At 59.9% G+C, this 14,364-nt stretch carries 14 protein-coding genes and 1 tRNA gene; 9 read left to right on the top strand and 6 right to left on the bottom strand.

Annotation, left to right across the window (positions count from 1 at the left end; translation table 11 throughout):
* Positions 1–18 precede the first annotated feature (18 nt).
* Positions 19–1,437 (bottom strand): cardiolipin synthase, encoded by a 1,419-nt coding sequence (gene cls / locus WLQ66_RS06880; protein ID WP_340545604.1) that lies wholly within the window; start codon positions 1,435–1,437, stop codon positions 19–21.
* A gap of 113 nt (positions 1,438–1,550) precedes the next feature.
* Here cls and WLQ66_RS06875 point away from each other — a divergent pair, with 113 nt between their 5' ends.
* A complete protein-coding gene (locus WLQ66_RS06875) occupies positions 1,551–2,402 on the top strand; it encodes a YihY/virulence factor BrkB family protein (RefSeq protein ID WP_340545603.1) in 852 nt (283 codons plus the stop codon).
* Positions 2,403–2,576: 174 nt separating this feature from the next.
* Positions 2,577–2,774 (top strand): hypothetical protein, encoded by a 198-nt coding sequence (locus WLQ66_RS06870; RefSeq protein WP_340545602.1) that lies wholly within the window; start codon positions 2,577–2,579, stop codon positions 2,772–2,774.
* 67 nt (positions 2,775–2,841) lie between these two features.
* Here the strand turns inward: WLQ66_RS06870 and WLQ66_RS06865 are convergent, their stop codons facing one another.
* Both WLQ66_RS06865 and WLQ66_RS06860 read right to left on the bottom strand, forming a co-directional pair.
* Positions 2,842–3,597: an RlmE family RNA methyltransferase gene (locus WLQ66_RS06865; protein ID WP_340545601.1), complete on the bottom strand. Its 756-nt coding sequence runs from the start codon at positions 3,595–3,597 to the stop codon at positions 2,842–2,844.
* 71 nt (positions 3,598–3,668) lie between these two features.
* On the bottom strand, positions 3,669–4,781 hold the full coding sequence (locus WLQ66_RS06860; RefSeq protein ID WP_340545600.1) for a Ppx/GppA phosphatase family protein: 1,113 nt from the start codon (positions 4,779–4,781) through the stop codon (positions 3,669–3,671).
* A gap of 323 nt (positions 4,782–5,104) precedes the next feature.
* Between WLQ66_RS06860 and WLQ66_RS06855 the strand changes: the two genes are divergently transcribed.
* The 3 genes from WLQ66_RS06855 to WLQ66_RS06845 are packed head-to-tail and all read left to right on the top strand — an operon-like array spanning position 5,105 to position 7,425.
* Positions 5,105–5,401, top strand: a complete 297-nt coding sequence (locus WLQ66_RS06855; RefSeq protein ID WP_340545599.1) for a virulence factor — start codon at positions 5,105–5,107, stop codon at positions 5,399–5,401.
* Positions 5,402–5,427: 26 nt separating this feature from the next.
* The gene (locus WLQ66_RS06850) at positions 5,428–6,360 is read left to right on the top strand and encodes a methylenetetrahydrofolate reductase (protein WP_340545598.1); all 933 of its coding nucleotides are present in this window, start codon (positions 5,428–5,430) and stop codon (positions 6,358–6,360) included.
* A gap of 3 nt (positions 6,361–6,363) precedes the next feature.
* Complete coding sequence (locus WLQ66_RS06845) at positions 6,364–7,425, top strand: methyltetrahydrofolate cobalamin methyltransferase (RefSeq protein ID WP_340545597.1); 1,062 nt, start codon at positions 6,364–6,366, stop codon at positions 7,423–7,425.
* Positions 7,426–7,761: 336 nt separating this feature from the next.
* Here WLQ66_RS06845 and WLQ66_RS06840 read toward each other — a convergent pair.
* Positions 7,762–7,838, bottom strand: a tRNA-Arg gene (locus WLQ66_RS06840).
* A 238-nt stretch (positions 7,839–8,076) separates the two neighbouring features.
* On the bottom strand, positions 8,077–8,646 hold the full coding sequence (gene mepK, locus WLQ66_RS06835) for a peptidoglycan L,D-endopeptidase MepK (protein WP_340545596.1): 570 nt from the start codon (positions 8,644–8,646) through the stop codon (positions 8,077–8,079).
* Between the two features lie 374 nt (positions 8,647–9,020).
* On the opposite strand from mepK, the gene WLQ66_RS06830 reads away from it, so the two are divergent.
* Genes WLQ66_RS06830 through WLQ66_RS06815 form a run of 4 tightly spaced genes read left to right on the top strand, consistent with a single transcriptional unit; the run spans position 9,021 to position 13,307 of the window.
* Positions 9,021–10,655 carry a L,D-transpeptidase family protein gene (locus WLQ66_RS06830; protein WP_340545595.1) on the top strand — a complete coding sequence of 545 codons (1,635 nt, stop codon included), beginning with the start codon at positions 9,021–9,023 and terminating at the stop codon, positions 10,653–10,655.
* A 38-nt stretch (positions 10,656–10,693) separates the two neighbouring features.
* On the top strand, positions 10,694–11,767 hold the full coding sequence (lpxD, locus tag WLQ66_RS06825) for a UDP-3-O-(3-hydroxymyristoyl)glucosamine N-acyltransferase (protein WP_340545594.1): 1,074 nt from the start codon (positions 10,694–10,696) through the stop codon (positions 11,765–11,767).
* Between the two features lie 48 nt (positions 11,768–11,815).
* The gene (locus tag WLQ66_RS06820) at positions 11,816–12,070 is read left to right on the top strand and encodes an acyl carrier protein (protein ID WP_340545593.1); all 255 of its coding nucleotides are present in this window, start codon (positions 11,816–11,818) and stop codon (positions 12,068–12,070) included.
* A 28-nt stretch (positions 12,071–12,098) separates the two neighbouring features.
* Positions 12,099–13,307 (top strand): beta-ketoacyl-[acyl-carrier-protein] synthase family protein, encoded by a 1,209-nt coding sequence (locus tag WLQ66_RS06815; protein ID WP_340545592.1) that lies wholly within the window; start codon positions 12,099–12,101, stop codon positions 13,305–13,307.
* A gap of 103 nt (positions 13,308–13,410) precedes the next feature.
* On the opposite strand, the gene WLQ66_RS06810 is transcribed toward WLQ66_RS06815, so the two are convergent.
* On the bottom strand, positions 13,411–14,055 hold the full coding sequence (locus WLQ66_RS06810; protein WP_340545591.1) for an invasion associated locus B family protein: 645 nt from the start codon (positions 14,053–14,055) through the stop codon (positions 13,411–13,413).
* Positions 14,056–14,364: the final 309 nt, after the last annotated feature.

Raw genomic sequence — 14,364 nt, 5'->3', positions numbered from 1 at the left:
AACCTCCGGCGTGGTGCCCTACAGGATTGGCGCCAGCAGGCGCGCGACAGGCGCACCAAAGCGGATGGTCACCGGTTGCGCGTCCAGATCCGTCTCCAGCAGCATTGACGATGCCATGTCCTCATCCAGCATCTGCGCCACCTGTTCTGCCGTTTCCGCATCAAAGCACAGCGCCATACTCTCAAAATTCAGCCGGAAAGAACGGTTGTCGAGGTTCATCGTGCCCACCGCCGCGATGGTATCATCCACGACAAAAACCTTCTGGTGCACAAATCCGGCCTGATACCGATAGATTTTGACACCAACCTCGCGCAGGTCGTCAAAATAGGCGTAGGCAGCCAGCCAGGGTGCGTAGTGATCCGCAGTCTCGGGCAAAAGGATACGCACATCGACCCCGCGCATGGCGGCGTTCTTCAACGCAGCCACAACATCCTGATCCGGCACGAAATAAGGCGAGGCAAGCCAGATCCGGGAACGCGCTGCGGAGATGGCAGAGAAATACAGCATCGAGCCGTTGATCGTACTGTCTCCCGGCCCGGTTTCGACCACCAGCGCGGGTTTGCCTGTGCCCTCAACCGGGGCGCAGTCCCAGGTCAGCAGGTCAAGGATCGGATCCTCGGTCAACCAGAACCAATCCTCCGCATAGCCCAGCTGTAGCTGCTGCACGACCGGACCGGTCAACCGCACCTGCGTATCGCGCCAAGCGCCAAAGGCCGGGTCGCGCCCCATGTATTCATCGCCGATATTCATTCCGCCCGTAAAGCCGACACGCCCATCGACGATGACCGTCTTGCGATGGTTCCTGAAGTTCAGGTGAAACCGATGTTTCGGGCCGGGGCGGGTGCTGGGGTCAACCTGATTGACACCTGCCGCCTCCAACGCCTCGCGGTATCGGTTTGACAGCCCGTGACTGCCTACCGCATCCGTCATGAACCAGACAGCAACGCCGCGCGCGCGTGCGTCAAGCAAGGCGGTCTTGAACCGCTGTCCGATCTTGTCATTGCGCACGATGTAGAAATGGACCAGAACGTAATCCTCTGCCGCATCAATGGACTCGATAATCGCATCGGCGATTTCAGAGCCGTTTTTGAGCAGCTCAAACCCGTTGCCCCGGCAGACCGGATAACCGGCCAACCGTTCGAAGGGGGCCTGGTTCGCGGCCAATTGATCGCGGTCCTGTGTGTGAAGATCTGAGTAGACGCGCAGCGCGTTCAAGACCCGCTCCGCCTCGCGCCGGGTGGCGCGATACCTCGAAAACCGGCGTTGCCCGAAAAACAGATAGAGCGGCAGCGCCACCAGCGGAGCGGACAGCAAAAATACCACCCAGCCGATCGCCCCTTGCGGCGTGCGGGCGGTGCGGGCCGCCTTCAGAGAGGCCAGACCCGCAAGCACCCACATCATCAGCACTGCCGATGTGCTTATCGCAATCCAGGCCATCGCCGCGCTCCCTGTCGCATATCTTCTGGCCAAACCTACATCCGGCGGATGGGTTTGGCTATATCTCCCTGAAAGGGCTGGTTTTTTGAAGCGAGCTATGAGACCGTCAGGCCATGAGCATGCGACCCTATGTGAAACCCGGCGCCTATGCGTTGTATCTGGCCGCCAAGCGGTTCAACGACAAGAACGGCTGGGTGCTGAGCAGCCATATCGCCATGTCGCTGATGCTCGCCTTGTTTCCCTTTATCCTTTTTACCGTGGCGCTCACCGGTGCGGTGGCGGGGTCACTGTCGGGCGGGGTTGATCTGGAAAACCTGGTGGAGCTGGTCTTTGGCTCCTGGCCGGAAAGCGTCTCGGATCCCATCGTGCGGGAGGTCTATTCGGTGCTTGCCACATCTTCCACCGGGGTGGTCACGCTAGGTGGTGTCATCGCTATCTACTTTGCCTCCAACGGGGTGGATGCGGTGCGTCTGGCAATGGTGCAGGCCTATCATGAACGCGATACCAGGCCGTTCTGGAAGACCCGGGGCCTGTGCATTGGTCTGGTGATCCTGGGGGGCGCGGGCATTATGGCGGCGGCGGTGTTTGAGCTGATCCTGCCGCTTTATGCGCGCCATCTGGCCAGTTTCTTCCCGCAAGTCCCGCTGAGAGGCAACTGGGAGGGCGGTCTGAACGGGGTTCTGGTTGCGGTGATCCCGCTCGTTGCTGTGTTTGCCTTCCACATGCTGCTTCCGGCGAAGCGTCACCGGCTCTCCCAGGTGCTACCGGGGGTGCTGCTGACAGTGGTGCTGTGGTGGGCGGCCGGCCTCGCCTTTGCCATCTACATCAGCAGTTTTGCGGCCTATTCGGCCACCTATGCAGGGCTGGCGGGGGCTATGGCGGCGCTGATCTTTCTCTATCTGAACTCAGCCATTCTGATCCTTGGCGCGGAACTCAACGGGGTGCTGCTGCATCCAACCTCCTGACCTGTCGCTGGCGTTTGCAACCGTCCGAGTGCACCTGCCCGTGCCTGAAGTGAAATTGTTTCGAAAATCGCAACAATAAGGCAGTTCTGCCACAATTGAGCCACGATGCTGGCCCAGTGGCCGGTCTATTCTTCGATGAGAACAGCCCGAACGCTCATACGGTACGAGGAACTGATGCGTCTTTTGCAAAGCAAACTTCCGCCCCGCCAATTGGTGCAACGCCTGCTGAAACAGCCTGTCGCGGCGCCTCATCGCATCGAGAAGGACAGCCCGCGCGTGACGCTGCGCGCTGAAGGCACCTCACTGGAAACCATCGCCTTGCAGGCGCTGGCGCTGCGGTCGTTTTCCAGCACCGCTCAGCGCGGCAGCTGATCGCCCAGACCTGAAAGCCGGGGCAGGGCGGCGGTTGCCATGCGCTCGGCCACAGCCCGGTTAGAGATCAATCGTCAGACGCATCCGAAGGCTCACCGCGAAACCCGGTTGCAACCACGAATTTTTCCGAACTGTCCGAACGTGACGATGGCGGTTTGACGTGGAAAACCTTGGTGAATTTCTGCTTCAGCAGCTTTTGCAGATCACCCTCGGCCCCGCCGGCCAATACCTTGGCCACGAAGGTACCGCCTTCTTCCAGAACGTCGAAGGCAAAATAGGCCGCGGTTTCACAAAGCGAGATAATCCGCAAATGGTCGGTCTGCTTGTGACCGGAACTGGCAGCTGCCATATCCGACATCACCACATCTGCCTTGCCACCAAGCCATTCCTTGACCTTGTCGTCGGCCCCTTCGTCCATGAAATCCAGCTGGTGGAACTCGGCACCCGCCAGCGGCTCGACCTCCTGCAGATCAACGCCGATGATGCGGCCTACCGCCTTACCCGGCTTTTCCCCCAGCGCATTGATCCGCTTCACCGCTACCTGCGCCCAGCCGCCCGGGGCGCAGCCCAGATCGACCACCCGCGCGCCATTCACAAGGAAGCGGAATTTATCGTCGACTTCCATGATCTTATAGGCCGCGCGCCCACGGTAGCCTTCGGCCTGGGCGCGTTTCACATAAGGGTCGTTCAACTGCCGCTGCAACCAGCGGGTGGAGCTGAGTTTACGCCCACGGGCAGTCTTGACCTTGACCTTCAGGTCACGCTGTCCGCGCCCGGAGGTGTTCTTGCCAGTGGGTGTTTTTCCCGTGGGTGTCTTTGCCATATTTGCTGTTCCCTGTCGTCCGTGGCCGCATCGGGGCCAACTGTCGGACGCTCATATCCTGTGTGTGGCCGTCAGAACGGCCCGTCTTCCAGAACGCCGTCGGCGCTCATCTGTGCATAAAGCAGGCCTTCGCGCAGGCCCCGGTCCGCAACGGACAACCTGTCCGTCGGCCAGCACCGCAAGAGCGCCTGTAGAATTGCCGCCCCTGACATGATCAGCGCCTGACGGTCTTCGCCAATACGCGGGTCGCTGCGGCGCCCCTGAGGGCCGAGTTCTAAATAAGAGCGGATAACCTTGTCAATCTGATCGCTGGTCATGCGCAGCCCGTCCACCTTGGTCCGGTCATAGCGTTTCAGCCCCAGATGCGAGGCGGCAACGGTGGTGACGGTGCCAGAGGTGCCAACGATCTGAAAGCCCTGTCGGGTCTGCTCGTCCTTATAGGGCGCAAAATCGGCGAGGTTCTCTTCAAAGAACCAGCTCATCAGGGCAAAACGGGCCGCGTCATCCTCGACGTCGTGGAACTGATCGCGCAGCGTCGCGACCCCAAGTGGCACTGAGATCCAGTCAACAACCTTGGCCGCGGGGAAGGGGCTTTCAACGGGATGAAACCCTGCGTGCAGTCGCATAATCGCCGATGGCCGGTCGCGGCGCGGGATCGAGGAGATGTCGATCCAGACCAGTTCGGTGGAGCCGCCGCCAATATCGACCACCAGCAGCTGATCCGTCTTCGTCGACACCAAAGGCGCGCAGGAAATCACTGCCAGACGCGCTTCTTCCTCGGGTTGGATGATCTCCAGCGTCAGACCGGTCTCGCGGCGCACCTGACGAATGAACTCTCGCGCGTTCTTCGCCCGACGACAGGCCTCGGTCGCGACCAGCCGCATCCGTTTCACCCGGTTACGTTTGAGCTTTTGCTGGCAGATACGCAGAGCCTGGATGGTGCGCGCCATCGACGCGCGCGACAAGCGCCCGGTCCGCTCCAAACCGGCGCCAAGCTGCACCGATTTTGAAAAGCTGTCCACCACATGGAAGCCGCTGCCCTTGGGTTGGGCAATCAGCATCCGGCAGCTATTTGTCCCCAGATCGAGCGCCGCATAGAGCGCATCAGGATCTGGGCGGGCCGGTGCAGGGCTCTCTACCACTCGGGGAAATGCGCCCGCACCTTTGGAACGCCTGGGCGCCATGATTCACGCCCTCCGATAATCGTGTTGATCCAAGCATATGTGGGCTGACCGCCACGTGCAAGGTGGCCCGAATGCCCCGATGACGATTTGCCGATTGACGAATTGACGTTTCTTGAACGGTTTTGAGCGCTTTGCCGATCAAATTCATAAAGCTGTTGAATATTATGAGGGCGCTGCCCGGTAGCCAGCCCGGCCCGCCATTGCTATCCAGAAGCGACCCGGAAAAGGTCGCTCAGAACCAATGTCAGGTCGAAATCCGACGAACGCGCCCGGCGATGCCACACTAGAAACGCAACTACACAGACGCAAAGGAAGCTCAGGCAATGCCCGACGTCACCATCGTATATTGGCGCGACATCCCAGCACAGATCATCGTCGGCAAAGGCCGTCGCGGGGCCAAACGTCAATTGGAAGAGCGGTTTGAACAAGCCATCGACCGTGCGGCAATGAAGGTGAACGCGAAGGACGCCGACGCCTATCTCGCGGAATGGCGCAAGGCTGCGCCCTACGCCATGGATGGTGAACCGGCCGATATCGCCGAGGCCGAGGCCAAGCGTCTGGAAGCGGATTATGATCAGGACCGGCTCAAGACACTGATCGCTAACGACGGATGGGCATGAGCCTGACATCTTTTTGGGAGGCCACGATGGCTTTGTTGAACTTCAAGAAACGCGATGCTGGCGTAGCGCAGCCCAGCAGCCCCGAGGTCGAGGCCTTTCTGGAAAACTACTCGATCGAGGTGATGCCCCGTACCGCTGCCAAGGTCGAGAGCTTCCGCGATCTGCTGCCCGCAGGCACCCGCGTCTACATCGCCCATATCGAAGGTACGCCGATCGAGGAAATGGTGGAAACCGCCAAGCGGCTCAATGCCGAAGGCTACCCGGTGATGCCGCATTTTCCCGCGCGGATCATCCAGGACGAGGCCACGCTGGCCGACTGGATCGCCCGCTATCAGGGGGAGGCCGATGTCAAGCAGGCGCTGTTGCTGGCCGGTGGTGTTGCCAAACCTCATGGTGCCTTTGACAGCTCCATGCAGCTCTTGGAAACCGGATTGTTCGACAAGGCCGGGTTCACCAACCTGCATGTCGCGGGCCACCCCGAAGGCAACAAGGATATCGATCCTGACGGCAGCATGAAGAACGTCTCGGATGCGCTTCTGTGGAAACAGAAATTCTCCGAACGCACCGATGCGAAGATGGCGCTGGCAACCCAGTTCGCCTTTGAGGCGAAGCCGATCATCGAATGGGCCGACAGCATCAAGGCCGCAGGCGTAGATCTGCCGATCCATATCGGCATTGCCGGCCCGGCCAAACTGCAGACGCTGATCAAATTCGCCATCGCCTGCGGTGTTGGACCGTCCCTCAAGGTGCTGCAAAAGCGCGCGATGGATGTCTCCAAGCTGCTGCTGCCCTATGAGCCGACAGATGTGATTGCCGAGCTGGCTGCCCACAAGGCCGCCAACCCCGATTTCAACATCACCAATGTGCATTTCTTCCCGCTGGGTGGCATCAAGACCAACGCCACCTGGGCCATCAACAACGGCGGCGCAGCAGCGCAGCCGGTCAATTCCCAAGGATAAAAAATGACCCGTACCGTCGTAGAATCTAAGACAAAAACCGCAATCCTGGGATTTGATGAGCCGTTCTGTGTGATCGGCGAACGGATCAACCCCACAGGCCGCAAGAAACTCGCGGCCGAGTTGGAAGCCGGCGATTTCTCCACCGTTGAACAAGACGCGATTGCGCAGGTGATGGCCGGCGCCAACATCCTCGATATCAACGCGGGCGTTGTCTACAACTCCAACCCGAACCCGAACGAGACCGAGCCGCCGCTGATGACCAAGATCGTCCAGCTGGTGCAAGGTCTTACCGACACGCCGCTCTGCATCGACTCCTCGGTGCCCGGCGCGCTTGAAGCCGGTCTGCAGGCCGCCGAGGGCCGTCCGCTGCTGAACTCGGTCACCGGCGAGGAAGAGCGCCTGGAGCACGTGCTGCCGCTGGTCAAAAAGTACAACGTGCCGGTCGTGGCCATTTCCAACGACGACACCGGCATCTCCGAAGATCCCGACGTCCGCTTTGCCGTCGCCAAGAAGATCGTCGAGCGCGCCGCAGATTTCGGCATTCCTGCCCATGACATCGTGGTTGACCCGCTGGTGATGCCGATTGGCGCGATGGCGACCGCAGGCCAGCAGGTCTTTGCACTGGTTCGCCGTCTGCGTGAAGAACTGGGCGTGAACACCACCTGTGGTGCCTCGAACGTCTCCTTTGGCCTGCCGAACCGTCACGGCATCAACAATGCCTTCCTGCCGATGGCGATGGGCGCGGGGATGACCTCTGCGATCATGAACCCGGTGGCACTGCCGGTAACCCAGAAGAAGATTGCCGAAAAGAGAGCCGAAGTAGAGGCCGCCGGGATCATCCTGCCCGAGGGCATGGAAGACGAGGCCTTTGTTCAGATGTTCGGTCTTGGATCCACCAAGCCACGTCCGGGCAAGGAGATGGAAGCGATCCGCGCCGCCAACCTGTTGACCAACAACGATCCTCACGGTGGTGAATGGATCAAGGCCAACAAAGAGCCCGCAAAAGAGGGCGAGGAAAGCCGTGGTCGCGGTGGTCGCGCCGGCAGCCGTCGCCGTCGCGCCTGACACGCCGCCCATACAAGCTATGAGAGGTCAGACCACTGGTCTGGCCTCTTTTTTTGCCTGGAAATCCAGTTGTTTCGCAAGCTGTATGGCGCGGGGCTGCGGCGTCCCGATTGGCGCTAAAACGAGCGACCCACGGGTAAAACCATTCCTGAATGGACGCAGGCCGCTCTCTCCCGCCCCGGATTTGTCGGGATTAACCAATAATAGTGCGAGGGCGCAACAGCGTCCACTTATGGCCCTTGGACCGGCAAGCCCTTGCCACACAGCCCGCGCAACACAAGCACAGCACACAGGCGCCAGCGGCATCGTTGCATATGCGAAATATGGTGTGAGAGATGGCGCACCTGAGAGGATTCGAACCTCTGGCCTCTGCCTTCGGAGGGCAGCGCTCTATCCAGCTGAGCTACAGGTGCCTATATGCGTCGTATAGCTGCCGCGCGGTGGCTCTGCAATGGCAAAAAACATGGGAACCATAATTCAATTCAGGCGTTTGTGATCTGTATGATTATGCAGAGTATGGACATTGGACAGACTATGGTGCGCGCGGGAAACTCGCTTAATTCAGACGTCAGAGCACAGCAAAAAACCCATGTTGTCGGGCAACATGGGCTTGCAGAGGCTCGGGACACGAGAACAGGCGAGGCAGGCTGTTTAGCCGTTCCAGCTGCGGACAACACCGCAGTCCATATGAACGAAATTCGAGCCGCTGTATTTGCCAACGCCACCGGCACGGCAGGCCATCGCGGCTTTCGCCATCTGCGATACGGAGCGCGAGGAGAGCCGCAGGTCAGCGGCCTGGCCGCGCATGTGAAGCGAGTTCTTCGCAACCCCGCGCGAGCGGCTGCGCAGCATCGCGTTGGTTTTCGGGCTGCGGTAGCCCGACAGCATCATATAGGGTTCATTCACATCAAGAAGATTGTGGGAGGCGGCCATGATGTCGATCGTACGCAGGTCGATTTCCTTGACCTGATCGTTGCGCCAGTCGCGCATGAAGTGGTTCACTTCCTTGATCGCATCCTTGATGTATTTGCCGTCGATCCAATACACCATGTCGATCCGCTCACCGGTGCGGCCTGAGTACATCCGGATCCGCCGGATATCACCTGCGCCGCGCAGGAAGCCCGCTGCATTGGAGAAGGTCGGAGCGGCGACCATGGTTGTTGCCGCGAACGCACCCAATAGAGCACGACGGGAGAAACCCGATTTTTCAGTTTTAGCCATTGTCACTGCGCTGTCCCGTACGCCTGATGTCTCTGCCTGTGCCCGATGTTACGGACAGGGTGTGGTCCTGTTTCCACGCGAGAACTGTATTGCACATACAGAATCGCGCGCCAAGTTTTGAATGTTGCAGCTCGACATGAACTGTGATTTTCGGCAATTTTTTGCGCAAAAGGGAAATAAATGGTTAATTTCCCCTCAATGTGTCGTGGCGATCACGGCCCGAGTGGCGGTAATTGAGACCGATAAGACGCAGGTGCCTGTTGCCTGTTTGCGCTGTTTAAAATGTGAATGGACAGCAGGGGCTGGCGTTCACCAGGATTTCATGTAGGCAACTGCAGACTGTGAAAAGCAATTCATTTGAGGACCGTACCCATATGTCGCCTGTGTTGATGACCCGTGCCATTTCGACCGTTGGCCCGACGCTGAAGGCGGGAGTTTTTGCACTTGCACTGGGCGGGGTTGCCCTTGCCATGCCCTCCGGTGCCAGGGCAGAGGTGACGGCGTTCAAACAGGCGGTTGCCGAAGCGGCCTCAGCGAGCGACCCGGTTGCCGCGTTTTACCGCGAAACGGGCTATGCTGCGATCTGGACCGGCAGCGATGATGCCGCGCGCATCCGGCGCGCAGCTCTGTTTCGCGCCCTGCAGGAGGCCCCGGTTCACGGGCTTCCGGATCGCAGCGCCGAAATAGATGCGCTGATGGAGCTGCTGAGCCAGGTTCGGACCACCCGTGACCTCGGTCGTGCCGAAGTCGCGATGAGCCGCGCGCTGGTGGGCTATGCCAGCGACCTGCAAACAGGTCTACTTGAACCGCGCCGGATCGACGACGGTATCGTCCGCGAGAAACACCAACCGGATTTCGCCGCCTATCTGATCGGGATCCGTGATCAGTCTCCTGTGGCCTATCTGCGCAGCCTGGCGCCGCAAAGCGCCCAGTATCAAGCGCTGCTGCGTGAGAAGATGCGACTGGAAAAGCTGCAGGCGGCCGGCGGCTGGGGCCCACGGGTTGCGGCACAGAAACTGGAACGTGGCGACAATGGCCCCGCGGTGATTGCCCTGCGCAATCGTCTTATTGCGATGGGGTATCTGCCACGCAGCGCAGCGCGCAGCTACGATGGCGCGCTGGAGCAGGCCGTGCAGGCGTTCCAATCCGATCACGGGCTGACCGCCGATGGGGTCGCCGGTGGCGGGACAATCGCGGAAATTAACAAACCGGTTTCGGACCGGCTCAAATCCGTTCTGGTAGCGATGGAGCGCGAACGCTGGCTGACCCCGGATCGCGGCAACCGTCATATTCTGGTCAATCAGACCGATTTCACCGCAAAGATCATCGACAATGGCGAAGTGACCTTTGTGACCCGCTCGGTCATCGGCAAGGACAATGCCGACCGACGCTCGCCGGAATTCTCTGACGAGATGGAGCATATGGTGATCAATCCCAGCTGGTACGTGCCCCGGTCCATCGTGACCAAGGAATATCTGCCCAAACTGCGCAGCAACCCAAACGCGGTGAGCCATATCGAAATCACCGACAGTCGGGGCCGCAAGGTGAATCGCGCAACCGCTGATTTCTCCAAATATACCGCGCGCACCTTCCCCTTTGCCATGCGCCAGCCACCCAGCAGCAAGAACGCGCTGGGGCTGGTGAAGTTCATGTTCCCGAACAAATACAATATCTATCTGCATGACACACCGCAGAAGAGCCTGTTCCAGCGTGAGGTCCGCGCCTTCTCACATGGCTGCATCCGGCTCGCGCAACCATTTGAATTTGCTTACGCTTTGTTGGCTCGCCAGACTGAAAACCCAAAGGATTTCTTTCACCGTATTCTGAACAGCGGCAAGGAGACCAAGGTGGTTCTTGATCAGAAGGTTCCGGTGCATATCATCTATCGGACCGCCTTTGTGTCCTCAAAAGGGCAGCCCGAATACCGTCGCGACATCTACGGTCGTGACGCCAAGGTATGGGCCGCGTTGGAACGGGCAGGGGTGGTGTTGCCGGGCGTACAAGGGTAATCCTCGGGCCCAAAGGCAACAGACCGGAAGGGCCCGACATGTTTACAGTCCGCGAAATAGCCGCCTCTCTTCAGGCAGAGGCCGCAGGAGATCTGGACCTGGTGGTGCAGCGCGCCGCTGAACCGCAGGATGCAGGCCCCGATGATCTGGCCATGGCCATGGCCCCGAAATACGCCGAAACCCTGAACGAAGGCAGCGCCCGCGTCGGATTGGTCTGGGAGGGCGCCGACTGGCAGGCAATGGGGCTGAAGGCCGCCATCTTTGCCCCGCGCCCGCGCCTCGCGATGGGCGGTGTGACCCGGCTGCTGGACCAGGGACAGGGCTTTGGCGATGGAATTCACCCCAGCGCTGTGATCGCCCCCTCCGCAGAACTGGGCGAGAATGTCTCCGTCGGCCCTATGGCGGTGATCGCCGCAGGTGCGCGGATCGGCGCAGGGTCAGTGATTGGCCCGCAGTGCTACATCGGGGCGGATGTCACCATCGGCACCGAGGCGCAGCTGCGCGAAGCTGTCAGCATTGGTGCCCGTGCCATCATCGGTGATCGCTTTCGCGCCCAGCCCGGCGCACGGATTGGCGGCGACGGGTTTTCCTATGTGACACCGGAGGTCTCCGGCGTGGAAACTGCGCGCAAAACCATGGGCGATCAAGGCGATAGCAAGGCGCAGAGCTGGCTGCGGATCCATTCGCTCGGCGCAGTCGAGATTGGCGATGACGTCGAACTCGGCACCAATTGCACCATTGATAATGGCACCATCCGCAACACCGTGATCGGTAGCGGCAGCAAGCTCGATAACCTCGTTCATATTGGCCATAACACCCGCGTTGGTCGGGACTGTCTGCTTTGTGGTCAGACCGGGATTTCAGGCTCCGTCGATATTGGCAACAACGTGGTTCTGGGCGGTCAGACCGGGGTTGCCGACAATATCTTTATCGGTGACGGGGTGATTGCCGGGGGCGGAACCAAGATCCTGTCAAACGTGCCCGCAGGCCGTGTGGTGATGGGCTATCCCGCTGTCAAAATGGAGACACATACCGAGATGTATAAGGGGCAGCGGCGTCTGGGCCGTCTGATGCGCGACATCGAGGCGCTGAAGAAGGCGGTTTTCAAATAACGGCGCACCACTTACATGACGCAAAATACCACTGATCAGGGATCCCTCATGAGCACGCAGGACAAGGTCATCGCCATCATCGCCGAACAGGCTGTGCTGGAACCATCGGATGTGACACTCGACAGCACATTGGAAGACCTCGGTATCGATAGCCTTGGCCTTGTCGAGAGTATCTTTGCCATTGAGGAAGAGTTCGACATCACCATCCCCTTCAACGCAAATGAACCGGACAAGAGCGATTTCGACATCTCCAATGTCGCTGCGATCATCGTCGGCATTGATAAGCTGATCGCCGAAAAATAACGATGTTCAGCGGGGTTGGAGGCACAAGATGAACCGGGTTGTCATCACTGGCATGGGGACAATCAACGCCCTTGGCCATACGGTGGCCGACACGCTGGCCTCAATGGCCGAAGGTCGCTGTGGCATCGGAGAACTCGATTTTCGCGACGTTGACCGCCTGTCGATCCGCATCGGCGGACAGGTGCGCGGGTTTGAGGCCGAGGGCCGGTTCAACCGGCAACAGATGAGCCTTTATGATCGTTTCACCCAATTCACGCTGACCGCCGCAAAAGAGGCGATTGAGCAGTCGGGGCTGGAGTTTCACGGCGAGCTGTCGCAGAAATCCGGCGTGGTGCTTGGGACGGCCGGCGGCGGGGTCTCGACCTGGGACGACAATTATCGCTCGGTTTACGAGGACGGCAAAAACCGGGTCCACCCCTTTGTCGTGCCCAAGCTTATGAACAATGCCGCAGCCAGCCATGTCTCGATGGAACATAATCTGAAGGGGCCGAGCTTTACCGTCTCGACAGCCTGCGCCTCTTCAAATCATGCCATGGCCCAGGCGTTTCAGATGGTCCGCTCCGGGATGGCGCCGGTGATGATCACCGGTGGATCTGAATCGATGCTCTGCTTTGGTGGGGTCAAAGCCTGGGAAGGGCTGCGGGTCATGTCACGGGATGCCTGCCGCCCATTCAGTGCCAACCGCAACGGCATGGTGCAGGGCGAGGGGGCCGGGATCTTCGTTTTTGAAAACTATGATCACGCCCGCGCCCGCGGCGCCGATATCATCTGCGAGGTCATTGGCTTTGCCATGTCCTCGGATGCGGCAGATATCGTCATGCCCAGCAAACAGGGCGCCGCGCGCGCCATTGCCGGCGCGCTGCAGGACGCAAAGGTCAACCCCGAGGACGTCGGCTACGTCAACGCCCATGGCACCGGAACCGCCGCCAACGACAAAACGGAATGCGCGGCCGTGGCGGATGTCTTTGGGCCCCATGCGGATAATCTGATGATGTCCTCGACCAAATCCATGCACGGCCATCTGATCGGCGGCACCGGAGCGGTCGAACTGCTGGCCTGCATCATGGCGCTGCGTGACGGTATCGTTGCGCCAACCATCGGTTATGAGGAACCTGATCCGGAATGCGCGCTGGACGTGGTTCCGAATGAGGCACGGCAGGCCAACGTGACCGTCGCCCTCAGCAATGCCTTTGCCTTTGGCGGGCTGAACGCGGTGCTTGCCCTGCGCAAGATCTGAGCGATCGCCAGCCGCAGAGCCGAAAAAAACCGCCGCATCCTGATCCAGGGTGCGGCGGTGATCGTTTTCTGGACAGCGGCTTTCTGTTTGCCGCACCGAATGTTTATTGCTTCACAACGTCCACGACATTGTAACCGGCGGTAAACCCGCTGAGCGACAGCTCCATATTGATCACCTGATCCGGCGCCGGTGCGGGCCGCAGGCTCAGCGTGGCGATCTTGCCCTTTTTGAACGCGGCGATATCGGTCTCGGTCAGCCCGATCTGGGCGACGCAGCCCATTGGGCTACAGAAGGAATAATTATACCGCTTGCCGGGGGCGCCATCGATGGAAATGGTCAGCGCGGCCGGCAGCAAGGTTTCAAGCGGCACGATCACCGTCGCACCGGCGACAGCCTGGCTGCCTTCCTGATCAATCCGGAACAGCGAAAACTCCGCCATCGGATTGCCGCTGTCGTCGGACATGATCTGCAACAGCGAACAGGGATCGGTTTCTTCCTCGGTTTTGACGCAGGCCAGATCCCAATCGCCATGGGTTTCTTTGGAATAGCGCTGCCCCAGCTTGGGGCCATCCTGTACGGGCTGGCCAAGATCCAGAACCTCGTCGGCTTTTGGTGCCTCCGTGGCTGTGGCATCTGCGGCGGGCTGGCTCTCTTCGGTCTCGGCCGCCCCGGCGGTCTCCTGCGCCATCAGCGGCAGCGGCAGCGCCATCAGCGCGGCCAGGGTCATCGGGGTCAGGGACTTGATCATGATTGCCTCATCTATCCTGTGGTGTCGGATTCGATGTAGCATGGCCGAACCCCGGTGTCAGGCCAATAACCATGTTTGCCCGCTTCACTGGCGGGGAATTGACCGGATCGCGCGTCATGACTGGAAGCGCTTGGAACAAAACAAAAAAGGGAGCATAACTGCCCCCTTTTTCGTATTTTTTCTCCCCGTCGGACTGGCCGACTTAGTTATTGGGAGGACGTTACGAAAGGGTCGGCCATCGGTCAACATGGAAAGAGAAAAAAATGTCGCAGTTGGTGGAATAATTGACGCCTACGCCCATAGCGCGCG

It is taken from the genome of Phaeobacter sp. A36a-5a, assembly GCF_037911135.1.
Classification (GTDB): Bacteria; Pseudomonadota; Alphaproteobacteria; order Rhodobacterales; family Rhodobacteraceae; genus Phaeobacter; species Phaeobacter bryozoorum.
Note: the sequence above shows the minus strand (reverse complement) of the source record. Positions and strands in the feature narration are given on the sequence as shown.